The sequence below is a fragment of the Enterobacter cloacae complex sp. genome (assembly GCF_900322725.1).
In the GTDB taxonomy this organism is placed as follows: Bacteria; Pseudomonadota; Gammaproteobacteria; order Enterobacterales; family Enterobacteriaceae; genus Enterobacter; species Enterobacter quasihormaechei.
This window is the reverse complement of sequence record NZ_LT991957.1, coordinates 2,660,926-2,682,783: the sequence shown is the minus strand read 5'-3', so window position 1 is coordinate 2,682,783 and position 21,858 is coordinate 2,660,926. Positions and strand designations below refer to the sequence as shown.

The window sequence follows — 21,858 nt, the reverse complement described above, 5'->3', positions numbered from 1 at the left end:
CTTATTCCACCGTTTGCTCTGCGAAGAGCTGTACCTGGATTTCACCCTCATCCACCAGCTGACGCAGCGTTTGCATGATCTCTTTACGCACCTGCTCAATGCGGCTGATCGGCACCGGACCAAGGCGCGTAACGGTGCTTTGCAGCAGCGTTACCTGACGCTTCGGCATAACGTTGAAGATCGCTTCGCGCAGGACCTGCTCGGTTCCCTTGAGCGCCACGGCCCAGTCTTCAATAGGCACTTCGTCTATCAGACGCTGTAGCGTGACCGGAGACTGACGGCTGAGGATAAAGAATTCGTACATTTCGTCCTGAAGCTCTTCAACGACGCTCTCATCGCGTTCACGCAGCTGGTCCAACAGCTCCTGCTGATTCTCAGGAATGCGGTTGACGATATCCGCTGCGTGCTTGATCCCTCTCAGCTTCGAACCATGTTCAGAGAGAACGGCAATGCCGCGATCGATCAGCCGATCGAGTTCATCAATCACGTCGCGGTTGATGTCGTCCAGCCGGGCAATACGGTAGATAATTTCATCCTGTCGCTCGCGCGGCAGCACGCCGAGCACGCCCGCGGCGATATCCGGCGGCAGGAAGGCAAGAAACACGGCCTGCATCTGCAAATGCTCATGCTCGATCAGCGCCGCCAGCTGTGGGGTATCAACCCACTGTAGGCGAGCCATGCGGTAGCGGATCTCTTCGCCATAGATGCCGTTGATCACGCTGCGGGAGATCTCGCTGCCCAGCGCCTTCTCCAGAATGCTGCGCAGATAGGAACGCGAGGCGCCGTTAATCCCGCTCTGCTCACTGTAATCAGAGAAGAAATTATTCATGGCCTGCCGCACCTGGCTCATTTTGACATCGTGGAGCCGCGCCATGGTGTCGCTCAGGAGCATCACCTCTTCCCGGTTAAACTTCTGCATTACCTGCGCTGCGGCCTCTTCGCCCACGCTCATCAGCAGGATAGCGGCCTGTTCAAGGGGGCTACGGCCAGCAGAACTATTCATTTGATTTCGCGTTGCTTCGGTCATTGCTGTTAATCCATTGTTTCAGAACCTCCGCTACACGCTCCGTTTCGTTCTGGGCGAGAACCTGTAGATACTCGACTTTGGTTTCCAGACCGGAGCTCTGCGGCGGCAGTTTGTCGTCATTGATATTGAATGCCGCTTTTGGCAGCACAGAAAGTTCATCTTCCTGCGGCGGTGTTTCCGTTGTTATGACAGGTAGTTCCTGCACATCAGCCTCGTGTTCAATACGTTCGCGTCGTCCCAGGCGCTTAACGAGTGGGCGCACGCCGAACAGCAGCGTCAACAATGCCAGCAGGCCAATCCCCAGATTTTGTCCCCAGAACTGCATATCAGGATCCTGCCACCACGCCAGCACCTCGGTTTCTACCGGTTTCTGTACGTTGAAGGCCAGCACATCCAGCGTCAGCACATCGCCACGCGTTTTGTCGATGCCCGCCGCGCTCTCCACCAGACGGGTGATCGAAGCCAGCTGTTCCGGGGTCGCGGCGGCCAGCGCCGGGGCTGATTTATTCAGCGCAACGGCCACGCTCAGCTTTTGCAGCTTGTAACCGGGATGGCGGATATGGCGAATATCGCGATCGAATACGTATTTACGCTGTTCCTGACTGCGCGCGGAAAGCTTGCGCGGATCGGAGGACGGGCTGGCGGTCGCGGTATTACCAGCGGTCGCCTCGCCGCCCGCGGCCTGTGCCGCAGCAGCCTGAGGATTCTGGTTAACCGGACGGTTGCTCAGCGACCCCGGGATACCAAACGCCATCTCATTGGTGATGTTCTCCTGGCTCAGCTGCTCGTCGCTCACCTTCGGTTCTTTGCCCAGACGCTCCTGCGTCTCCTCTACGCGGCTTAAATCGACGGTGGGTGCAACGCTAATGCGGAAATTGTCGCTGCCCACCAGCGACGTCAGCAGGCTGGAGACATTTTTGCTGGTATCTTCGCGAATACGCTGCGTCACATCGTTAGCAAGACGCTTTTCGCCGAGGGTGCCATCCTGGCCCTCAATACCGCTCGACAGCAGGTTGCCCGCCTGATCGACCACACGCACGCTGCCCGGTGCCATACCGGGCACCGAGCCAGATACCAGCTGGACGATCGACGCAACCTGCTGATCATCAAGCGTTTTGCCATAGCGCAGCTGAACCAAGACCGACGCGCTGCTATTGGGTTTGTTCGTCAGGACAAACGAGCTGGATTCGCTTAGGCCAAGATGGACGCGCGCATGCTCGACCGGCTGGAGCGCCATAATGCTCTTTGCAAGCTCGCCTTCCAGGCTGCGCTTGTAGCGCACGTTCTGGACAAACTGGCTGCTTCCCAGCATCTCCTCTTTATCCATGAGCTCATAGCCGTCCGGCATGATCGCACTGATACCCTTAGCGGCCAGCGCCATACGCGCCTGAGGAAGTTTGCTCTCTGCGATCAGCACCTGCCCGCTGTTGGGGTCGATACGGTAGGGAATATTTTCCCCCCCCAGCACCTCAACCACCTGTGAGACAGGAATGTTTTCCTGCGCGCCATACAGCGCAACATAGCCCTGGTTGCGGTTCCACAGGGAGGCAACAATAGCGATCGCTAACGCCGCCCCCCCGGCAATCACCCACAGTCGGGTACTCATCAGGCCGGCAGGCAGGGAGAGCGCGGAAAGACGATCTTTGATTTTGTTTAACACGGTACAAACCTTACAGCGGAGTATTCATCACTTCGTCGAGCGCGCTGTTAAGCTTGTTGCGCACCTGCATCATCGCCGAAAAGGCCACGCTGGCTTTTTGGCTCTCAATCATCGCGCCAGCCAGGTCGTCGCTCTGACCCATATCAATGGCGGTCTGCTTTGCGCCCGCGCTGTGCTGTAATGCATCCACCTGATTGATGGCGTTATCCAGCACGCGAGAAAACGAGACGCTATGCGTACCGGCAGAGGCGTTTTGAGCCGGCGCAATGGTTGGAAACGTGCTGACCTGACCGGCAGAGGCCAGTCTGGCCGTTTGCCGCATCTGGTTCAGCAACATCTGCTGCGTGGTTTGCATACCTACAGCGCCTATCTTGTCCATCATTTTTCCTTACAAACTTCAGGAATAGCATTCAATATCAATGCCTTCATCGCGCATCGAGGCAAGGCGGTAGCGCAGCGCTCTCGGCGTAATCCCTAAAAACTCAGCCGTTTTCGATTTGTTGCCTTTATGGCGTTTAAGCAGGTCGATGATGTATTGATACTCCGCCAGACGACCGTGAAGCTTAACGTCCTTAATGGCGGAGCTGCCGCTCTCCTGCTCGCGATAGGCAGGCATAAGATCGACCGCTGGCGTTTCAGGAAGCGGGACGCGGGGTTCGAGACCAAAATCTTCTGCGGTTATCTCTTCCCCGTTACTCAGGATCATGCCCCGCTGAATCACATTCTCCAGTTCGCGGACGTTACCCGGCCAGTCATAGCCCAGGAGTGCTTTACGGGCCTCTTCGCTCAGGCGGATATTGCCCTTGTGGAAAGCGCGATATTTATCAATAAAACGCTGCACCAGCGGCAAAATATCCTGCTTGCGCTCGCGCAGCGGTTGAATATGAATAGGCACAACAGAAATACGGTAGAATAAATCCTGGCGGAAACGACCTTCGGCGATTTCCTGCTGCAAATCCTTATTAGTGGACGCAATCAGGCGAATATCCAGAGGGATACGCTTATGGCTTCCCAGACGCTCAACCTCCTGCTCCTGCAAAACGCGCAATAATTTCGCCTGCAAGGAGAGCGGCATATCGCCAATTTCATCCAGCAGCAGCGTACCGCCATTAGCCTGCTCGAATTTACCCGCCACGCTGGCGACAGCCCCGGTAAAGGCGCCCTTTTCATAGCCAAATAAAATGGCTTCCAGCATGCTTTCCGGAATTGCCGCGCAGTTAACACCTACGTAGGGGGCATCGTCACCGCAAGCGTGCTTATGGATATATTTGGCGATGCACTCTTTTCCAGTTCCTGTTTCGCCGGTAATCAATACCGAAACATTATATTTTGCAACGCGCCGCGCCAATGAAATTACGCCAACGCTGGCAGGTGAAACAGCGACAACGCCATCTACATTACGGTTTTCACGCCCAATGATAATGTTCATATTTTGAGCCCAAGTAATAAAACAATGTAACCAACAGCACGTTAGAAATTTATTAATAAAATGATAACAAACTTATTTTCCACACTTGCGCTACAAGGAGAAACTAATAAGCTATTAACAATGAAAGAAAACAAATATCTGCGTACTCTTCACAGGAAGCAAACCTTCCCTGAAAATGTGTTGCCTAGTATACGTTTCCGTTGAGAATTGTCTTATTTTTAATGTGTATTAAAGGATTAATCAATATAAAACAAAGAGTTATAGATGTTATTAAACTGAATTAATCCTAATTAATTATGGATTAATAACCGGAATAGTCTTGAAATAAAATGACTACAGATGTCTAATTCTCACTCTGAAAAAAAGCGTGTGAATGTGTCTTGCGGTGTGTGAGCCTCTATTTATCTATAGCGACACAAAACCACCTGAAATCGTTTTTTTTCAGAAAAAATTTTTACGTATGGTCGAAGAGCCCATCAGCGCGTCGTAAAAACGCACAACGGTTTCATCATGCATTGTTATTAAAGCGGAATGATTATGTACCCTGCTACCCAGCGCATCAGAATCCATCAGCAGGATAGTCTTCCTGAGCTGGAAATACTTGATATCAGCAAACTTGGTCGTCCATGGCATAAACTTCCTAAGTCCATGAACGACAGCTTTGACATCCTTGATGCACGCCTTGGCATTTACTTCCTGAAAAAACTTCGGGTAAACGCCACGCTGGAATCAATGACATTTACTGTCGACCGTCATTTTAAAAATGCACAGATTTTTTCCACTCCCTATGGAAATCTCGGGTTCGTTATCGATCGCCTGCTGCTGCTAAATATCCTGCACGACTACTACGGTCTTAATAAAGACAGCGTGCATATTGAGCCAGATGAATCGATGCCGGTAACGAAAACGGAAGAGCGTTTACAAAGCAAGCTGGGCCAGGAGCTCACGTCGCTGATCATCTGTAAAGAGACGCTGGGTGAAGATCTCGAGATTAAAGTGGATTATTCCACCGTCATTAATCAGTGGCCGTGGTGTATTACGTTTAATCTGGAAGGGTATAAGCACGGTAGTTTCAGCATACTGCTGGATAGCCACCACATTGATCAGATGCTGGCAAATTTGCGCTCGCCCGTATCAAAAGAACACCGGCAGCGAAAAACGGACTCGTTGAGTCCCGCTCAGCTGGAGCGCCTGTTTGATAGTTTACCCATCAAGCTGAACGGTCGGTTAGCCAGCCTGAACCTCACCGTGGCGCAAATTGCCGACATTAAACCCGGGGATATTATCCCCATCACCATCAACGAACCGATGCCCGTTTTTATCGGTAAAGAGCAGATTTTCGAAGCCACAATAGCCGAAGATTACGGCAAGCTTTTCTTCTGCGACATCCATGAAAAGACGCCCGAGAAACAATATGAGTGATTTGCAACATGAGCTGAGCCAGTCTCTGGATTTGGACGATCTCAACCTCAGTGATATGCCGCAGGACGCGCCGGCGGAAGGCACTATCCGCAACGATTTACAGCCTGAGCCTTCACACGCGTCGATGACCGATATGCGCCGTATGGCGTTGTTTAGCCGTATCCCGGTTACCCTGACGCTGGAGGTCTCCTCCGTGGATATTCCGTTGTCGGAGCTGATGAATATCAGCAGCGACTCGGTGATCGAGCTGGACAAAATGGCCGGCGAGCCGTTAGACATCAAGGTCAACGGCATCCCGTTTGGGAAGGCGGAAGTGGTCGTACTGAATGATAAATATGGCCTGCGGATCATCGATTTCAACACCAAAGAGCTGGGCGAGCTGACCCGATGAACCGCGAGCTTATTCTGTGGGGCATGACGCTGCTGCTTTTCGGCGTGCTGTTTAATCAGCAGGCGATGGCGGCGAACGGCGATATCACGCTGCTCAGCACCGCAGCCAACGGCGATGGCCAGGATTACAACGTAAAGATTGAGATCCTGATCCTCATGACCTTACTCGGCCTGCTGCCGATTATGGTCCTGATGATGACCTGCTTTACGCGTTTTATTATCGTGCTGGCCATTCTGCGCCAGGCGCTGGGCCTGCAATCCAGCCCGCCGAATAAAATCCTGACCGGTATCGCCCTGGCCTTAACGCTGCTGGTGATGAGACCGGTGTGGACCACTATTTATACCGATGCGGTTGAACCCTTTCAGAGCGATCGCATTACCCTGAAGCAGGCGCTGGTCAATGCTGAAGCACCGCTGAAGCGGTATATGCTTGCCCAAACCAATGAAAAGGCCATGGCCCAAATCATGACGATTGCGGGCGTGGAGGGGGATGCTCGCGAACAGGATTTGACGATCGTGACGCCCGCTTATCTGCTGAGCGAGCTGAAAACCGCCTTCCAGATTGGCTTCATGATCTACATTCCTTTCCTGGTGATCGATCTTATTGTCGCCAGTATTCTGATGGCAATGGGGATGATGATGTTGTCGCCTCTCATCGTTTCACTCCCCTTTAAGCTGATGCTCTTCGTGCTTTGCGACGGCTGGACGCTGATCGTCGGCACGCTCACCGCCAGCGTGCGGGGATTATAGCCATGATGAATATGGACACCGCCGGCGACATCATGGCGACGGGCCTTCACCTCGTGCTGATGATCTCTGCCGTTGCGATTGTTCCCAGCCTGCTCATCGGCCTGTGCGTCAGCATTTTCCAGGCCACGACCCAGATCAACGAGCAGACGCTCAGCTTTTTGCCACGACTGGTGGTAACGCTGGGCGTGCTCGTTTTCGCCGGAAAATGGATATTGACGCAGCTGGTGGATTTTACCGTCCAGCTCTTCACCCAAGCGGCCGCGCTGGTTGGTTAAAACACGATGGCTATTGATATTCACGCGCTGATCGCGCCGCTAATGGCACTGGTGCTCCCTTTTTTCCGTATCCTCGCCTTTATCCAGTTCGCGCCGGTTCTCGACAACCGCGTCTTCTCGCGCCGCGTAAAAATCGGTACCGCGCTGGCGCTGGCTATTGTAATTGCCCCCATGCTGCCGGAGCGGGTCGTGCTCACGGAACTGCTCTCGCTGCGCTCGGTGTTACTGATTGGCGAACAGCTGCTGTGGGGCATGCTCTTCGCGACGATCCTGCATCTGGTCTTTGTCGCGCTACAGACGGCCGGGCATATGCTTTCCATGAACATGGGGCTGGCGATGGCCATGATGAACGATCCGGTTAACGGCAGCTCGACAACGGTGATTTCACAGATTATCTACGTCTTTTGCGCCCTGCTGTTTTTCATCACCGACGGCCATCTTCTGCTGGTCACCATCCTGTACAAAGGGTTCACCTACTGGCCCATCGGGCAGGCGATTAACCAGCCGACGCTGATGCTGGTTGCCCAGGGCCTGGGATGGATTATCGCTGCCGCCGTGCTGATTGCGCTCCCGACAACTTTTGTCATGCTGATCGTTCAGGGAGGGTTTGGCCTGCTGAACCGCATTTCACCGACGTTAAACCTGTTCTCGCTCGGTTTCCCAATCAGCATGCTTTTTGGGCTTCTGTGCATCTCGATGCTGGTCACGAACATTCCTGACCACTATCTCAACATGACTAACGACATACTGGCGAAGCTTGACGCCATAAGGGTGCAATAGTGTCCTCCAGCGGCGATAAAAGTGAAAAACCCACCCCCGGGAAACTGCGAAAGGCGCGGGAGAAAGGGGATATTCCCCGTTCAAAAGATCTCACCATGGCGGTGGGGCTTGTCGCTTCCTTTATTATTTTGGCGACATTCCTGCCTTACTATCGCCAGCTTATCGGGGAGTCGTTTACCGCCGCCGCACACATGGCGAGGGATATCGATAACCCTGGCGTGCTGAGTCAGTTTCTTATGCTTAACCTGAGCGTGATGCTGCGCTTTATCGCAACGCTTGTTCCTATCCCGGTAGCCTGCATCATCGCCAGCCTGATCCCCGGGGGATGGCTGTTTACGCCTGCCAAATTAAAGCCCGATTTTAAAAAAATCAGCCCGATAGCCGGTACAAAGCGACTGTTTTCCGCCAGCCACTATACGGAAGTGGGCAAAATGCTGCTGAAGTGTTCGGCGATACTGGCGGTGCTGTACATGATGGTGGGCGATAACATGGCGGCACTGCTGAATCTGCAACGCCTGTACCTGAACGAGGCCATTCTCCGGGGATTTGCGATTTTCCATCACGTTGTCAGCTATTTCATCGCTGTTATCGTCTTTTTCTCCCTGCTCGATGTGCCGCTCAGCAAATTTATGTTTACCAAAAAAATGCGCATGACCAAGCAGGAAGTGAAGGAAGAGCATAAAAACAACGACGGTAACCCGCAGATCAAGGGTCGAATCCGTCAGCTACAGCGACAGATGGCGATGGGGCAGATTACCCGCACCGTACCGACCGCCGATGTGATCATCACCAACCCGACCCATTATGCGGTAGCGCTGAAATACGATCCGCAGCAGGCGGAAGCTCCCTACATCGTCGCAAAAGGGATTGACGATGTCGCGCTGTGGATACGAGAAGTCGGTGCCAGCCACCGCATTGAGGTCGTGGAGTTTCCACCGCTGGCGAGAGCGGTTTACTACACCACCCGCGTTAACCAGCAGATACCGGCTCAACTCTTTCGCGCCATTGCGCACGTGCTGACCTTTGTGATGCAGCTGAAGTCCTGGCGTGAAGGCCGCATTGAGCAAAAACCCCGCCTGAACAGGCAAATAGACATTCCTCAAGAGGTATTTAAACACCATGGCGAACGGTAAGTTATCCAACGTGTTTGGCATGCTCCGTAAGGGGCAGATTGCTGTGCCTATCCTGCTTCTCTGCGTTCTGGCGATGGTGATCCTGCCGCTGTCGCCGCTGATGCTGGATATTCTGTTTACGTTTAACATCGTGCTGGCCGTCATTGTGCTGCTGGCCTCGGTCAATATGCAGCGCCCGCTGGATTTTGCCATCTTCCCAACGCTGCTGCTGATCACGACCCTGATGCGCCTGACGCTGAACGTGGCCTCCACGCGCGTGGTTCTCCTTAAGGGGCATGAAGGGGAAGGCGCGGCGGGTAAAGTCATCGAAGCCTTCGGACAGGTGGTCATCGGCGGCGACTTCGTCGTGGGTTTTGTGGTGTTTATCATCCTGATGATAATTAACTTCGTCGTCGTGACCAAGGGTGCAGAGCGTATCTCGGAAGTCTCGGCTCGCTTTACGCTGGACGCCCTTCCCGGCAAACAGATGGCGATTGATGCCGACCTGAATGCCGGGTTGATCAACCAGCAGCAGGCCCGCAGCCGCCGTCAGGAGGTCGCCAAAGAGGCGGACTTCTACGGCGCGATGGACGGGGCATCCAAATTCGTCCGCGGCGATGCCATTGCCGGGATCATGGTTCTGATCATTAACGTGATTGGCGGGATCTGCATCGGTATTTTCAAATACGATTTAGAGGCCAGCGTCGCTTTCCGTCAGTACGTCCTGCTCACCATTGGTGACGGTCTGGTCGCCCAAATTCCGTCCCTGCTGCTCGCCACCTCCGCCGCCATCATCGTGACGCGCGTCAGCGAAGGCAATGACATCAGCGATGAGATCAAGACGCAGCTTCTTTCGAAACCGAAAGTGCTCTACACCGCCGCGTTTGTGATGTTTATTCTGGCGATTGTGCCCGGCATGCCGCACGTTGCCTTCCTGAGCTTTACCGCGCTGCTGCTGTTTGCCGCCTGGCGTCAGAGCAAGGTGGTTCAGCCCGCCGCACCGGAAATGGACATGGAGGCGATCAACGAGGCGCTGGCCCCCGACACCTCCACGGCCATCACGTGGGACAATATCCCGCTGGTTGAGCCGATCGGTCTGAGCCTCGGCTACAAGCTTGTCACCCTGGTTGACGAGTCCAGAGGTAGCCCGCTTTCGCTGCGCGTCAGGGGGGTAAGGCAGGTCATTTCCGAACTGTGTGGGGTGCTGCTGCCGGAGATCCGCATACGCGAAAACTTCCGGCTAAAACCTTCGCAGTATGCGATTCACGTCAACGGCATACGCACGGCAGTGGCTGAAGTTCAGGCCGAAAAGCTGATGGCGATCCCCGGAACCGAGCTGTACGGTGAGATTGATGGCGTGCTGGACACCGATCCGGCCTACGGTATGGCGATCGTCTGGATCGATCCCGACCAGAAGGCGAAGGCGCTCAATCTGGGGTATCAGGTCGTGGATTGCTCAAGCGTGGTCGCCACCCACGTCAACAAGGTCGCGCGTGAATATTTACCGGAGCTGTTTAACTATGACGACATCACGCATCTGCACGCGCGCCTGGCCCAGCAGGCTCCCAAGCTTGCCGAAGACTTAAACGCCGCGCTCAACTATAGCCAGCTGCTGCGCGTTTATCGCCAGCTTCTGCTTGAGCAGGTTTCGCTGAAGGACATTGTGACCATCGCCTCAACGCTGTTGGAAAGCTCGGCCATCACGAAAGACCCTCTGCTGCTTACCGCCGACGTGCGCTACGCGCTTCGCCGCGCGCTGGTGCATAACATTAACGGCGATCGCCCTCAGCTGGCTGCTTATACGATCGATAATCAGCTGGAAAACCTGCTGCTCAGCGCACTGAACCAGGCCCAGCAGGCGGGTAAAGTTGCTCTGGATAACTTCCCGGTCGATCCCAACATCCTGACGCAGCTTCAAAATACGATGCCAATGATCTACGAGCAGATGAAAGCGAAAAATATGCCTCCGCTGCTGCTGGTCACGCCGCAGCTGCGGCCGCTGATCTCGCGTTATGCCCGCCTGTTCGCTAAAGGGCTACACGTACTTTCCTACAATGAAGTGCCTGACGATGCGGATTTAAACGTCGTTGGCACGCTGGCGTAAAGCTCAACACGCGTCCTGGAAACAGGACGTGACGCTTAATGCTCCATGTAGCGCATGCGCCATTCCGCTATGGTGCGCGGCATTTTGCTGAGGTCATTATGCTGCGTGCTGTAGTAATAGAAGGTCAGTTTGCCTTTTTCATCAGGAGCAATGCGGGCAGCCCAAATATGGCTGGCGTTATACATAATAAGTGCGGTGCGGGTATTGGCCGCCCCGCGCAGCCAGGACGAAATGACCGTGGCGCCAATATTGTCGATATCTTTGCGGTATATATACGCATTAGCCGTCTGAATAAATTTCTGATAATCATCCCCCACCAGCGCACGAAATCGTTCTTCCGTTTTCGCATCGGGCAGGATTTGCAGCGAGAGCAGCGTTGCTTTTGGGCGCGGGTCCTTTTCTGACCGGGCGTAAATACCGTCAATAAAGGCCCCGTTGGGCACGGAGAGACTACATCCTCTTTTGCCGCTACTAAAAGCCTGAAGCACACCGCTGCTTTCGGGGATCAGCAGCACTTTGCAGCGTTTACTTTCCGCCATATTGTCGATGAGCAGCATGCCGTCGACCTTGCGCGCTTCGGCGGTATAGGTCTCTTTATTCAACCCAGACCAGATGCGAATATCAACATTGACCGTCCAGTCGGCGTTGTGACTGAATTCAATCACCCCGCCGTTCATATTTGCCGCCTGGGTATTCCACCAGCGCCCCTGCCAGAGAAAGTGCGGAGGGGCTTCGGCCAGCTTGCCGATTCCCGCGAAGTAGGCGTGCTCTATACAGCTTTCTGACGTGCACTTTTTGAGTGACGTCTGCCATGCCAGATATTCCTGATGAACAACGTGTCCGTCGCGGCGCACCAGCATATCGCGATAGTAAGTTGTCATAATGTTATTAAGCCAGCTGAGATTCTCACTGCTACAAATCGTGTTCTCAAGAGGGGTCGCCGCACGCTGGCAGTTAACGGCAAACGCACTGGTTGCCATTAATGACGCGATAAGTATGCCTAAAACATTCATGAACTTTATCATAGCGGGTACTTTTTAACCGAAAAAGGGCGGGTATTTTGGCTAAATCGCGCTCACGTTGCAATAAATCAAATTAAATTATTGACGAACTAAATATATAGAAAAACGGCTAATGTAGATTTTTACAATAATAATTTTCAGCAATGTAAAAATTATCTCCTACTTACGTTAAAAATAAAGAAACCCGGTAACGTGAATACCGGGAACAGGTATTTTTGTGCCGGTGTTTCATGAACGTTGAGATGATGCGGTAAACACCATGCCCGCGTAGGGCTTCTCGCGACACGCCGCCAGCCGCGCGGCGAGGCTGCCCACGTGCAGCTCCAGCTTGTGCCCGTCCGGGTCGAGAAAATAGAACGACGCCCCCTCGCTTTTGTTCTGCTTCCAGACGGTGACGCCCGCCTGCTCAAGCCTTTGCGAGAACGGTTCAAAATCCTCTTCCGCCACGGTAAATGCGTAATGCGTGTAGTCGCTCTCCTGCGGCGGCACGTACCGGCGCGCCTCGTCGTACGACAGGCAAACCCACAGATCGCCGCAGGTAAGATAGGCCCCGGTATTCCAGCGGGCGTGCAGCGTCAGGCCCAGCAGCCCGTGCCAGAAGGTGACGCTTTTTTGCAGGTCGCTGACCGCGAGGGTCAGGTGGTTGAGAGATTGCAGCATGACGTGCCCTTTTGTTTTTCGCGCCGGACGTGATACGGTAAAGAGATGAACATAAACCACGCCGTCCTCACCGTAAACCGCTGGTGGCTGCCTTCTTAAAGGCGGCACGGAGTTGTTTTCCCATTTTCAGATAGCCGCCGAAAGGCGGCTATCGCACACAGAAGACCCCTTTCGGCATTGCAACGTTAAGGAGTCTTTATGAACGCACCCACCATCCTCACCGGCGACCGCCCAACCGGCCCGCTGCACCTCGGCCACTTCGTCGGATCGCTGCGACAGCGCGTGGCGCTCCAGCACACGCACAACCAGTTTGTGCTGATTGCCGACCTCCAGGGGCTGACCGACAACGGCAGCAACCCGCAAAAAATTCGCGACAACATCCCCGAAGTGCTGGCCGACTACCTCGCCGCCGGTATCGACCCGAACCTGACCACGATCTGCCTGCAATCCGCCCTGCCCGCCCTCGCCGAGCTGACGATGCTGTATATGAACATCGTCACCGTCGCCCGCGTGGAGCGTAACCCGACGGTGAAAAACGAGATTGCGCAGAAGGGCTTCGCCCGCTCGCTGCCGGTCGGGTTTATGGCCTACCCCATCAGCCAGGCGGCGGACATCACCGCGTTTAAGGCCGAGTGCGTGCCCGTCGGCGACGACCAGCTGCCGATGATTGAGCAGACCAACGAGATTGTGCACAAGATGAACAGCCTGCTGCCCGCCCCGGTGCTGCGCCACTGCAAAGCGATGCTGAGCGACACCAGCCGCCTGCCCGGCATCGACGGCAGCGCCAAGATGTCGAAATCGCTTGGCAATACGCTGCACCTTTCGGCCAGCGAAGAGACCATTCATCGTGCGGTGAGCGCCATGTACACCGACCCGAACCACCTGAAGGTGAGCGACCCGGGGCAGATTGAGGGGAACGTGGTCTTTACGTATCTCGACGCGTTTCATCCGGACAAGGAGAAAGTGGCGGCGATGAAGGCGCACTATCAGGCGGGCGGGCTGGGTGATCGAGCGTGCAAGAACGAGCTGGAGGGGTGTTTGCAGGAGCTGATTGCGCCGATGCGGGAGCGGAGGGCGATGTATATGCAGGATAAAGGCGAGCTGATGGCGATGCTGAAGCGCGGGACCGAGCGGGCGCAGGGGGTGACGCAGGCGACGTTGAAGGAGGTGAAGGTTGGGCTGGGGGTGCCGGTGTTTTGAAGGCGGTATAATAAAGAATCCCGGCTCAGGGCCGGGATATTTATCAGGCGTTGCGCTTAATCACCGGAATATCGCCGGTGTCATTTAATGCGCCTGGAAATGTTTTTAACCACTGCGCGACTTTCTGCTTATTTATATTCACCACGCTCATACCTTCCAGGCATCCCCATAATTCTCTTGTATGCTGTGGCGTAATCACAATGCAGTCTTTCATGGCGCGGATTTTTACGGGCATACCGTTGATAAAGCCAGCGCGCTTTAACCAGTCGCCGCCCAGCAGAAGATATTTCATGTCTATGCGCGCATACAGTTCGCAGCAGGCGGCGCTGTCCTGCGGCGTTTCGGCGCGGGGATGGACGGGCGCCGCGTTAGGCGGGTTGCCGTGCAGACGCCGGGCGCTGTTTTTGCGTACCAGCTCGCGGTTTTCAATCATGCCGGTGAAAGCGTCTGATTCTGTTTTGCAAACAGTAAACTCTGGCTTAAAATTCGTCGCAGCCATTTTCAACTTCTCCGTAGTTGTTGGTGGTTAGCGGTATGGGGGTGTTGCAGCACCTTCATATCGCGAATTCCTCGTTAAATATTCTTTGATACTTCCTTTGCCGTTCGGCGTAATTTCTGGTGCTCATTATACAGGGCTGAATATAAATACAGCGGTTTTGGGTGGGGTAAATTTGGAATTTGCGAGGAGGATTCAGGAAATTACGGTAGGTATTTTTTTAATTCGCGAAATAACAACACTTTTGCCTGAAAATCACTTCAACTCGCCTCTTTCAGATATCTGTTCGTTCTCAAACCTGGCGCTAATGCCGCATCGGTTGCCTCAACACCCTCCTCTCAGACCTCACAAAAATTCATCAAACCTATAGATTAACGATTTACATCACCCTGATTTTGTTATGTGATCCTGTTACAGGCTTTAGTAACGCCCTGCCCAGCCAACCGTAACAGGACTTCATCGATGGAATTTTATCAGGCCGATCCGACGCTTGAGAACTACTGGCGTGGTGTGATCCTTTTTGGAAGGAACGTCGCATCTTACAAGTTCGCGCTGGCGTCTGCGTTGTATGAAGTGGATAAGACGGGCAGCGATTTGATAACGCTCGACCAGCTTGCCGTTCTGTTCAGCCGCTATCTTTGCGAGCACCTGAAGCATGCGCCAAAACAGATCACCTCCCGCAGCAGCCAATTTCTGGAAACCTGCCTGAAGTTCAACAGAGGCGAAATCACCCACGCCCAGCTCATTGAAGCGACGGTGCGCCTTGGCTTTAACAACGTGATCGATGCCTTTCATTACGTGAACCAGGGCGAGATCGATAAACGTTTTTTCCTTGATGAGCGCAAAACCCACAACGGGATCCGCCTGACGGATAACTTCTTTAAACTGGGCGAACGCCTGCAGTATAAAAACCTCGCCTTTGAAACCAATGCCCGCTGGAACCTGGTGGAACAGGCCTGGTCGATGGGGATTTCACGTAACCTTGTGGGCGTGGAGTTCGACGAAGATAATCAGCTGTTGTTCACGAGGGTAAATGCGCGTCGCGTAGACATCACCAGCTGTCGCGATAGCCTGAATGGTTACCAGAAAGGACGGTGTTTTTACTGCTTCAAGCCCATCAGTCTGGTACCGGGAGACGCAGAACTGGCGGACGTCGACCACTTTATTCCCTGGGCTGCCCGCCATGAAGTGAGCAATATTAACGGCGTATGGAACTTAGTGCTGGCCTGTCGGTGCTGTAACCGTGGCGTCGAAGGCAAGTCGGCACGCATTCCCGAGCTCAGGCTCCTGCAGCGGTTGCACACCCGCAATGAGTATTTTATTCAGAGCAAACTGCCGTTACATGAGACGATTGTTCTACAGACAGGGCAACGTCCTGAAGCACGGAAAAGCTTTCTTCAGCGCAACTGGCAGGCCGCGCTGGAAAAACTTATCCATACCTGGAAACCCAACGCGGAAGGCGAGGTAACGTTTTAATGACACTTCACTACTACCAGAACCACGCACAGGAATTCTTCGATGGCACGGTCAATGTCGATATGACCCCGCTTTACGCGGCCTTTACCCAACATCTGCCTCACGGTGCTCGGGTTCTGGATGCTGGCTGCGGTTCAGGCCGGGACGCAAAAGCCTTTCATGAGATGGGTTATGTGTTGGATGCTTTTGATGCCTCTTCCGCGATGGTGGAGCTGGCAAAGCAACATACCGGGCTACCTGTGAAGCTGATGACGTTTTCAGAAATCGACGGTAAGGCGCAGTACGATGGGATCTGGTGCTGTGCCTCTTTGCTGCATGTCCCCTCTTCTGAGCTGCCTGCGGTGATGCAAAAGCTTGCGGATGCGCTTAAGCCTGGCGGCGTATGGTACGTGTCTTTTAAGTATGGGAACGGTGAACGCGTGCAGGGTGAAAGACGGTTTACGGATCTGGATGAAGAGGGATTGCGGGCGTTGGTGAAGGCGGTTCCGGAGATGGAGTTAACTTCGCTGTGGGCGACTCAGGATAACCGCCCGGACAGAGATGAGACATGGCTGAATGGTATATTACGAAAAAACGCCGCTTGATTATCAGGCGGTGCTAATCGATACGGAGTAAATTAACTCAGTCATTCATCACCTTGGTCAGCTCAACTTCACCCGTGGTGGCATTGAAGTACAGATAGAAAATGTCCCCTTTTATCTGATCGGGTTTTGACCAGATCTCCTTCTCCCCAAGGCGACGCTTTTCCTTTGTGTATCCCAGCGTTTCGAGATATGCGCGCAACGGTGCTGCACCAGTGGCCCCTTTAAAAAAGATGCTATTTGAAGGGGCATAACCATCGCCGGGATGCGCCTCAAAATAATAGTCGTCCGTTACACGCGGAGCGTTTTCAATGTCCTTATCTGTCAGCGTGTGGTAGTGGAAAAAGTCATTTTCTGTGTAAACCGTCGTTTCATCCGAACCCGATGCCACGAGCCAGACAAACAACCATCCAAGGATAAAGACGGTGGTAACCGAGAGTGCACACCACTTCAGAACTTTTAAAAGGATTTTCATGGCTTAGTCCCCATGAATGAGAGCGATGTCCCATCGTTTGTAATGACCTTAACCACTCCGGATGTGAAATCATCCCACGGTCGAAGCCATGTCATAAAATGCGGAAGATTGACCTTATACGGCTGATGCCGCACACATTGGTCCTGCGGATCAGGAAAAAGAATCGGACGGAAGCCACGATTTTTATGGGAACCGATAGCGCCGTAGTAATCCCAGCGGCGAACGGCTGATGCATAGCTCACGGGCTTGAGACGATAGCCGTACCGGCCAGGAAGAATTGCGCGATAGAACCCGAACAGATCAGATACCAAATCCTCGCCGCTAAAGCCGCTGTCCGTATACCAGGAGAACGATCGCAGGCTTTGTAGGCCTTCGAATCTGGATGCGGTGTTCATCATCATCGCCAGCATGATTCTATTAATGTCGTCAGTACTCCTGCCACGCTTGATTTCCCAATGGGAGAACTTCCCGACGCCGAACCGCGATTTGAATTTTAAGACGCCCATATCTTGCCGATACATGATGGAATAAGATGGCTTACCGCTACGCTCTCCCTCAACGAATTGACGTTTGAGCGCCACCACGTCATTGCCACGGGCATGTCCCATATCAAGCCAGCCTAACACCTCGGTGTAGACGATCCCTCTGTCGAGAACGTCAAAGAGTGCCCCATCCTTAATCTCTCTTCTGGTGCTCATGTTTACATCTCCATATGTAGTCTAATGGGCTATGTTATAGACGATTTTTAATTCAGTCCAGCCAACTGGTAGAAAGGGAAATCGATGCTGTATGTCTGTAATTCTGAAAGGTAAACCGGGTTCATTTACAAGAGCTGTAAATCACGCATCGCTTAAAAGCTGATACGCAAAGCCGTGCGTACAAACGCAGGAAGGCATATGACAAGTCGTCCCCAGATGATAATCAACGTGTTACAGGCTAATCCCGGCCAGCAGTTCACTGCCCGGCAACTGGCGCAGAAAATCATTGATCACTACAGCGCAGAACTGGCTGAAAAACGTAAAAATCCACGTTTTGCCAGCGATGAGGCTTTTTTAAGCCAAATTACCGCTGAGGTTGGTGGCAGTCGGACTGTTAAAGCGAAAGCCATGTGTCCGCAAGTGATGACGCGTGATAAGCCAAGACCACGATTGTTTTATGGGGGGAAACTGTGGTTGAACAGGTGGATGCCAATATTGCCCCCGAACCAACGGTTGAAACGGTTAGCTTTACCGAGCATTCGTTGTATCCGATCCTGATTGATTATCTCTCTCAGGAAGAAGGTCTGTTGTGCCGCCGTATTGACGAAAAGCGTTCTAGCAACAATAAGGGACTGGGAGGAAACCATTGGTTATACCCCGATATTGTTGCGCTGGAGCCCCTGGATAAAGAGTGGGATGATGTAGTTCAAATCTGTGTTCATCATAGTGAAGGGCGTTTGACAAGACTGTGGTCTTTTGAGGTGAAAAAGCAGCTAAACCGTAGCAATGTGCGTGAATGTTTCTTTCAGGCAGTCAGCAATTCCAGTTGGGCGCATTTCGGTTATCTGGTAGCGACTGAAATTAACGAAGATAAGCAGCGTAGTGTGGAGCGTGAACTTCAGATGCTCTGTGCGTTGCACGGTATTGGTGTGATCCTCTTGGATCCGCATGATTTCTCTAATAGCCAGACGTTGATTCCGGCGCGTGAACGTACCAGTGTGGACTGGCAGTCAGTTGACCGTTTGGTGGAAGAGAATCGGGATTTTAAAGATTTTATTGAGCTGGTGGGGGAATACCATCAAACCGGAAAAGTCCACAAATCATTGTGGAACAAATAAATCATAAATTTTCCCTGTAAGTCTTTTACGGGGTGAGCATAAGCATTCAGGAATTATTCATGCAAAACAGTGAGCATTAGAATGCTTGTTGGGTTTATCTGGACATTGCAAACAAACTGAGCGGCCCTGCCCTGAGTACATAACGCTAGTTTCCTGCAACGATACGCCAAACTATCTGGAGCGTCTTCGAGGGATATTAAGATAAGCCAATAGCACTCATTGAAACCAGTTCCAGTTTTGCGAGTGTTTTCGAGCTTTTAGGGTATCTCATCTCCGGTTTGTAAAGACCGTTAATTTCGCCGGGTCGACATGTTAAATACTACTATCAGTTTACCGCCAGACAAAAAGCCTTTCCCGAGAGGTTGCTGAGTAGAGACATGCGCTGTTCTCAAACTGGGTGGAAAACTGTTTCTGCCAAAGTCCCACACTGTATTACGTCAGTAATTACTACCGTTGATACCACTGCGGCTTCATGCTGATACCGATTTCCTGATGGTGGTACTGCTGCTGAAGGAGATGGTATGAAATCTAAAAGTTGCCCTTCATTCGAGGTAACAGAGTAAAACAACACGATCTTCGTCTTTACGACAGGTATAGGACCATGGTCGAAACCCCACCAACTTGATAAACTCTCTCGTAAATTCTTACGGGGCAGAAACTATTTGGACGATTGTGTCGTCACCTCTTTGCCGCGTTACATGCATTGTTTTCACCGGACACCATATGGCTATCAAGAAGAACGAACTTTACTCCTCCCTTTGGGCGAGCTGCGACGAGTTGCGTGGCGGAATGGATGCTTCACAGTACAAAGACTATGTGTTGACCCTACTGTTTATGAAGTACGTCTCTGACAAAGCTAAGGGCAACCCTTACGCGATGATTGAAGTGCCGGAAGGTGCAAGTTTCGACGATATGGTTGCTCTCAAGGGCAACAAAGAAATTGGCGAAAAAATTAACAAAACCATCAGATTACTGGCTGAAGCTAATGACCTGAAAGGTGTTATTGACATTGCCGACTTCAATGATGAAGACAAGCTAGGTAAAGGCAAGGAAATGATCGACCGCCTTTCCAAGCTGGTAGCAATCTTCGAAGGGTTGGATCTCTCAGCCAACCGCGTTGACGGAGACGATCTGCTGGGTGATGCCTATGAATATTTGATGCGTCACTTTGCTACAGAGTCAGGTAAATCCAAAGGGCAGTTTTACACTCCTGCAGAGGTGTCACGTATTCTGGCGAAAGTGATTGGCATCAGCAAGCAGACACCACAGGATGCTACCGTTTATGATCCTACCTGTGGTTCAGGCTCACTATTGTTGAAAGCCAGTGACGAAGCCGGTCCGAAAGGGCTAACCATCTATGGACAAGAGATGGATTATGCGACCAGCGCACTGGCCCGCATGAACATGATCCTACATGACAACGCCACCGCTAAAATCTGGAAAGGTAACACTCTGGCCGATCCACACTGGAAGGATGGCAACGATAACCTGAAAACCTTCGACTTTGCTGTAGCTAACCCCCCTTTCTCCAACAAAAACTGGACCAGCGGGCTAGATGCTGCGAATGATACTTTTGACCGTTTTGTCTGGGGGACTCCACCTGAAAAGAACGGCGACTACGCTTTCCTGCTGCACATCATCAAGAGTCTCAAGAGCACCGGTAAAGGCGCAGTTATCCTGCCTCACGGCGTTCTTTTCCGGGGCAATGCCGAAGCTCGTATTCGTGAAAACCTGCTAAAACAAGGTTATATCAAAGGTATTATTGGCCTACCTGCTAACTTGTTCTATGGCACAGGAATCCCAGCCTGCATCATCGTCATCGATAAAGAAGATGCTCGACTCCGAGCGTTCAATCCTAATGATGAGAGTCAGCAAGGCATCTTTATGATCGATGCCAGTAAGGGCTTTATTAAAGACGGCAATAAAAATCGCCTACGCGCCCAGGATATCCATAAAATTGTCGATGCATTTAATCATGAGCAGGAAATTCCCCGCTTCAGTCGCATGGTACCGCTGTCAGAAATTGCGGCCAACGACTTCAACCTCAATATCCCTCGCTATATCGACAGTAGCGATCCGGAAGATCTACATGACCTTTCGGGGCATTTGGCTGGTGGCATTCCCGATCACGATATCGATGCTCTCAGTGCTTACTGGAAAATTTTACCGACTTTACGTCAGGAACTGTTCGAACCTGCGAGGCCTGGTTACAACAATGCACGAGTCGAAGCAAGTGAAGTAAAGACCACTATCCTGGCACACCCGGAATTTGCCGCTTTCAGAGCCGGGGCACTGATCCCCTTTGAAAAGTGGTTTGCAGGTTGTCAGCTTGATGAAATTGCTCGCGGTGACTCACCGAAACAGCTGATTGAAGAGATTGGTGAGCGACTACTCTCTGCTTATGCTTCTGAAAACACAACTGACGTGCCGCTGCTGGAGAACTACGCGATTTATCAGTTACTGATGGATTACTGGATGGAGGTGATGCAGGACGATGTTTATGTCCTGAGTCAGGATGGCTGGCAGGCGGGCAAAGTACTTCGTGAACTTATTGTCGAAAAAGGCGAAAAACTCAAAGAAACGCCGGACCTAGTGATAGGTAAGAAAAAGTATAAGGCTGAACTGTTGCCGCCAGCACTTATAGTGGCTCGCTATTTTACTACCGAGCAGCAGGAGCTCGATCAACTACAAGTCGCTTATGACGAAGCTGTTCAAGCACTGGAAAGCTTCCTTGAAGAGAACAGCGGCGAAGATGGGTTACTTGCTGATGCAATGAACGACAAAGAAAAAGTGACCGCTGCCAGCATTAAAGCACGACTTAAGGTCGCCACGGATAAAGAAGAAAAGGCGATGCTGAAAGCCACTCAGACGTTGTTCGATGCTGAAACCAAAGCCAAAAAAGCGCATAAAGAAGCACAGGAAAAACTGGATCTTGCTGTATTTGCCCATTATCCAAAGCTCGCTGATAACGAGATAAAAATTCTGCTAGTACAGGATAAATGGAAGGCCAGCCTAGCTGATGCTTTGGAAGCGGAGATCGAGCGTGTTATACAGCGGCTTTCGAATCGAGTGAAAGAACTTGAGGAGCGATATAGCATTACTCTACCCAATCTTACTCAAAGTGTGGCTGAGTTAGATGGCAAAGTTTCAGCTCATCTGAAGATGATGGGTTTGGAGTGAGCA

Annotated in this window: 22 protein-coding genes; 13 read left to right on the top strand and 9 right to left on the bottom strand. The window is 52.3% G+C overall.

Annotated elements, in window-relative coordinates:
- Position 1: 1 nt before the first annotated feature.
- Genes DBR02_RS13330 through DBR02_RS13315 form a run of 4 tightly spaced genes read right to left on the bottom strand, consistent with a single transcriptional unit; the run spans position 2 to position 4,116 of the window.
- The gene (locus DBR02_RS13330) at positions 2-1,027 is read right to left on the bottom strand and encodes a flagellar motor switch protein FliG (protein WP_107534585.1); all 1,026 of its coding nucleotides are present in this window, start codon (positions 1,025-1,027) and stop codon (positions 2-4) included.
- Entirely contained in the window at positions 996-2,687 is a 1,692-nt protein-coding gene (fliF, locus tag DBR02_RS13325) for a flagellar basal-body MS-ring/collar protein FliF (RefSeq protein WP_107534584.1), read from the bottom strand. The genes DBR02_RS13330 and fliF overlap by 32 nt, the downstream gene beginning before the upstream one ends.
- 10 nt (positions 2,688-2,697) lie before the next feature.
- A complete protein-coding gene (gene fliE, locus DBR02_RS13320) occupies positions 2,698-3,066 on the bottom strand; it encodes a flagellar hook-basal body complex protein FliE (protein WP_107534583.1) in 369 nt (122 codons plus the stop codon).
- A gap of 18 nt (positions 3,067-3,084) precedes the next feature.
- Positions 3,085-4,116, bottom strand: coding sequence for a sigma-54 interaction domain-containing protein (locus DBR02_RS13315; RefSeq protein WP_107534582.1), 1,032 nt, complete (start codon positions 4,114-4,116; stop codon positions 3,085-3,087).
- A gap of 537 nt (positions 4,117-4,653) precedes the next feature.
- Between DBR02_RS13315 and DBR02_RS13310 the strand changes: the two genes are divergently transcribed.
- Genes DBR02_RS13310 through DBR02_RS13280 form a run of 7 tightly spaced genes read left to right on the top strand, consistent with a single transcriptional unit; the run spans position 4,654 to position 10,949 of the window.
- A complete protein-coding gene (locus tag DBR02_RS13310) occupies positions 4,654-5,538 on the top strand; it encodes a FliM/FliN family flagellar motor switch protein (protein ID WP_063450832.1) in 885 nt (294 codons plus the stop codon).
- The gene (gene fliN, locus DBR02_RS13305) at positions 5,531-5,929 is read left to right on the top strand and encodes a flagellar motor switch protein FliN (protein WP_063450833.1); all 399 of its coding nucleotides are present in this window, start codon (positions 5,531-5,533) and stop codon (positions 5,927-5,929) included. The genes DBR02_RS13310 and fliN overlap by 8 nt, the downstream gene beginning before the upstream one ends.
- Positions 5,930-5,952: 23 nt before the next feature.
- Complete coding sequence (gene fliP / locus DBR02_RS13300; RefSeq protein ID WP_226848244.1) at positions 5,953-6,678, top strand: flagellar type III secretion system pore protein FliP; 726 nt, start codon at positions 5,953-5,955, stop codon at positions 6,676-6,678.
- Positions 6,679-6,680: 2 nt separating this feature from the next.
- A complete protein-coding gene (fliQ, locus tag DBR02_RS13295; protein ID WP_063450835.1) occupies positions 6,681-6,953 on the top strand; it encodes a flagellar biosynthesis protein FliQ in 273 nt (90 codons plus the stop codon).
- 6 nt (positions 6,954-6,959) lie between these two features.
- Entirely contained in the window at positions 6,960-7,733 is a 774-nt protein-coding gene (gene fliR, locus DBR02_RS13290) for a flagellar biosynthetic protein FliR (protein WP_063450836.1), read from the top strand.
- Positions 7,730-8,866: a flagellar biosynthesis protein FlhB gene (gene flhB, locus DBR02_RS13285; protein ID WP_107534580.1), complete on the top strand. Its 1,137-nt coding sequence runs from the start codon at positions 7,730-7,732 to the stop codon at positions 8,864-8,866. Before fliR ends, flhB begins: the two co-directional genes overlap by 4 nt.
- A complete protein-coding gene (locus DBR02_RS13280; protein WP_107534579.1) occupies positions 8,853-10,949 on the top strand; it encodes a flagellar biosynthesis protein FlhA in 2,097 nt (698 codons plus the stop codon). The genes flhB and DBR02_RS13280 overlap by 14 nt, the downstream gene beginning before the upstream one ends.
- A gap of 35 nt (positions 10,950-10,984) precedes the next feature.
- Here the strand turns inward: DBR02_RS13280 and DBR02_RS13275 are convergent, their stop codons facing one another.
- Complete coding sequence (locus DBR02_RS13275) at positions 10,985-11,929, bottom strand: hypothetical protein (protein ID WP_233158379.1); 945 nt, start codon at positions 11,927-11,929, stop codon at positions 10,985-10,987.
- A 270-nt stretch (positions 11,930-12,199) separates the two neighbouring features.
- Entirely contained in the window at positions 12,200-12,631 is a 432-nt protein-coding gene (gene fosA, locus DBR02_RS13270; RefSeq protein ID WP_107534577.1) for a FosA/FosA2 family fosfomycin resistance glutathione transferase, read from the bottom strand.
- A gap of 198 nt (positions 12,632-12,829) precedes the next feature.
- Here fosA and trpS point away from each other — a divergent pair, with 198 nt between their 5' ends.
- Complete coding sequence (gene trpS, locus DBR02_RS13265) at positions 12,830-13,831, top strand: tryptophan--tRNA ligase (RefSeq protein ID WP_107534576.1); 1,002 nt, start codon at positions 12,830-12,832, stop codon at positions 13,829-13,831.
- A gap of 43 nt (positions 13,832-13,874) precedes the next feature.
- Here trpS and DBR02_RS13260 read toward each other — a convergent pair whose 3' ends face one another.
- Positions 13,875-14,330: a SymE family type I addiction module toxin gene (locus DBR02_RS13260; protein ID WP_107534575.1), complete on the bottom strand. Its 456-nt coding sequence runs from the start codon at positions 14,328-14,330 to the stop codon at positions 13,875-13,877.
- A 459-nt stretch (positions 14,331-14,789) separates the two neighbouring features.
- Between DBR02_RS13260 and DBR02_RS13255 the strand changes: the two genes are divergently transcribed.
- Both DBR02_RS13255 and DBR02_RS13250 read left to right on the top strand, forming a co-directional pair.
- Positions 14,790-15,803, top strand: a complete 1,014-nt coding sequence (locus tag DBR02_RS13255) for an HNH endonuclease domain-containing protein (RefSeq protein ID WP_107534574.1) — start codon at positions 14,790-14,792, stop codon at positions 15,801-15,803.
- Positions 15,803-16,387 carry a class I SAM-dependent methyltransferase gene (locus DBR02_RS13250; protein WP_107534573.1) on the top strand — a complete coding sequence of 195 codons (585 nt, stop codon included), beginning with the start codon at positions 15,803-15,805 and terminating at the stop codon, positions 16,385-16,387. The genes DBR02_RS13255 and DBR02_RS13250 overlap by 1 nt, the downstream gene beginning before the upstream one ends.
- A gap of 37 nt (positions 16,388-16,424) precedes the next feature.
- Here DBR02_RS13250 and DBR02_RS13245 read toward each other — a convergent pair whose 3' ends face one another.
- On the bottom strand, positions 16,425-16,859 hold the full coding sequence (locus DBR02_RS13245) for a hypothetical protein (protein ID WP_107534572.1): 435 nt from the start codon (positions 16,857-16,859) through the stop codon (positions 16,425-16,427).
- Complete coding sequence (locus DBR02_RS13240) at positions 16,856-17,557, bottom strand: hypothetical protein (RefSeq protein WP_107534571.1); 702 nt, start codon at positions 17,555-17,557, stop codon at positions 16,856-16,858. Before DBR02_RS13240 ends, DBR02_RS13245 begins: the two co-directional genes overlap by 4 nt.
- A gap of 198 nt (positions 17,558-17,755) precedes the next feature.
- Here DBR02_RS13240 and DBR02_RS26990 point away from each other — a divergent pair, with 198 nt between their 5' ends.
- From DBR02_RS26990 to DBR02_RS13230, 3 genes are all read left to right on the top strand, one after another.
- Positions 17,756-18,115: a hypothetical protein gene (locus tag DBR02_RS26990; RefSeq protein WP_233157770.1), complete on the top strand. Its 360-nt coding sequence runs from the start codon at positions 17,756-17,758 to the stop codon at positions 18,113-18,115.
- Positions 18,028-18,675, top strand: coding sequence for a COG2958 family protein (locus DBR02_RS13235; RefSeq protein WP_233157769.1), 648 nt, complete (start codon positions 18,028-18,030; stop codon positions 18,673-18,675). Before DBR02_RS26990 ends, DBR02_RS13235 begins: the two co-directional genes overlap by 88 nt.
- Positions 18,676-19,398: 723 nt before the next feature.
- Entirely contained in the window at positions 19,399-21,855 is a 2,457-nt protein-coding gene (locus DBR02_RS13230) for a type I restriction-modification system subunit M (RefSeq protein WP_107534570.1), read from the top strand.
- The last annotated feature ends 3 nt before the right edge of the window (positions 21,856-21,858 follow it).

What these genes read in the sequence shown, in the direction of transcription:
- fliP (WP_226848244.1), top strand. Translation starts at nt 5,953, where the DNA reads ATGACGCTGCTGCTTTTCGGCGTGCTGTTTAATCAGCAGGCGATGGCG.
- DBR02_RS13245 (WP_107534572.1), bottom strand. Translation starts at nt 16,859, where the DNA reads ATGAAAATCCTTTTAAAAGTTCTGAAGTGGTGTGCACTCTCGGTTACC.
- DBR02_RS13255 (WP_107534574.1), top strand. Translation starts at nt 14,790, where the DNA reads ATGGAATTTTATCAGGCCGATCCGACGCTTGAGAACTACTGGCGTGGT.
- trpS (WP_107534576.1), top strand. Translation starts at nt 12,830, where the DNA reads ATGAACGCACCCACCATCCTCACCGGCGACCGCCCAACCGGCCCGCTG.
- fliN (WP_063450833.1), top strand. Translation starts at nt 5,531, where the DNA reads ATGAGTGATTTGCAACATGAGCTGAGCCAGTCTCTGGATTTGGACGAT.
- DBR02_RS13280 (WP_107534579.1), top strand. Translation starts at nt 8,853, where the DNA reads ATGGCGAACGGTAAGTTATCCAACGTGTTTGGCATGCTCCGTAAGGGG.
- DBR02_RS13315 (WP_107534582.1), bottom strand. Translation starts at nt 4,116, where the DNA reads ATGAACATTATCATTGGGCGTGAAAACCGTAATGTAGATGGCGTTGTC.
- DBR02_RS13250 (WP_107534573.1), top strand. Translation starts at nt 15,803, where the DNA reads ATGACACTTCACTACTACCAGAACCACGCACAGGAATTCTTCGATGGC.
- fliQ (WP_063450835.1), top strand. Translation starts at nt 6,681, where the DNA reads ATGATGAATATGGACACCGCCGGCGACATCATGGCGACGGGCCTTCAC.
- DBR02_RS13240 (WP_107534571.1), bottom strand. Translation starts at nt 17,557, where the DNA reads ATGAGCACCAGAAGAGAGATTAAGGATGGGGCACTCTTTGACGTTCTC.
- fliE (WP_107534583.1), bottom strand. Translation starts at nt 3,066, where the DNA reads ATGGACAAGATAGGCGCTGTAGGTATGCAAACCACGCAGCAGATGTTG.
- DBR02_RS26990 (WP_233157770.1), top strand. Translation starts at nt 17,756, where the DNA reads ATGACAAGTCGTCCCCAGATGATAATCAACGTGTTACAGGCTAATCCC.
- DBR02_RS13310 (WP_063450832.1), top strand. Translation starts at nt 4,654, where the DNA reads ATGTACCCTGCTACCCAGCGCATCAGAATCCATCAGCAGGATAGTCTT.
- DBR02_RS13230 (WP_107534570.1), top strand. Translation starts at nt 19,399, where the DNA reads ATGGCTATCAAGAAGAACGAACTTTACTCCTCCCTTTGGGCGAGCTGC.
- DBR02_RS13275 (WP_233158379.1), bottom strand. Translation starts at nt 11,929, where the DNA reads ATGGCAACCAGTGCGTTTGCCGTTAACTGCCAGCGTGCGGCGACCCCT.
- DBR02_RS13260 (WP_107534575.1), bottom strand. Translation starts at nt 14,330, where the DNA reads ATGGCTGCGACGAATTTTAAGCCAGAGTTTACTGTTTGCAAAACAGAA.
- DBR02_RS13330 (WP_107534585.1), bottom strand. Translation starts at nt 1,027, where the DNA reads ATGACCGAAGCAACGCGAAATCAAATGAATAGTTCTGCTGGCCGTAGC.
- fosA (WP_107534577.1), bottom strand. Translation starts at nt 12,631, where the DNA reads ATGCTGCAATCTCTCAACCACCTGACCCTCGCGGTCAGCGACCTGCAA.
- fliR (WP_063450836.1), top strand. Translation starts at nt 6,960, where the DNA reads ATGGCTATTGATATTCACGCGCTGATCGCGCCGCTAATGGCACTGGTG.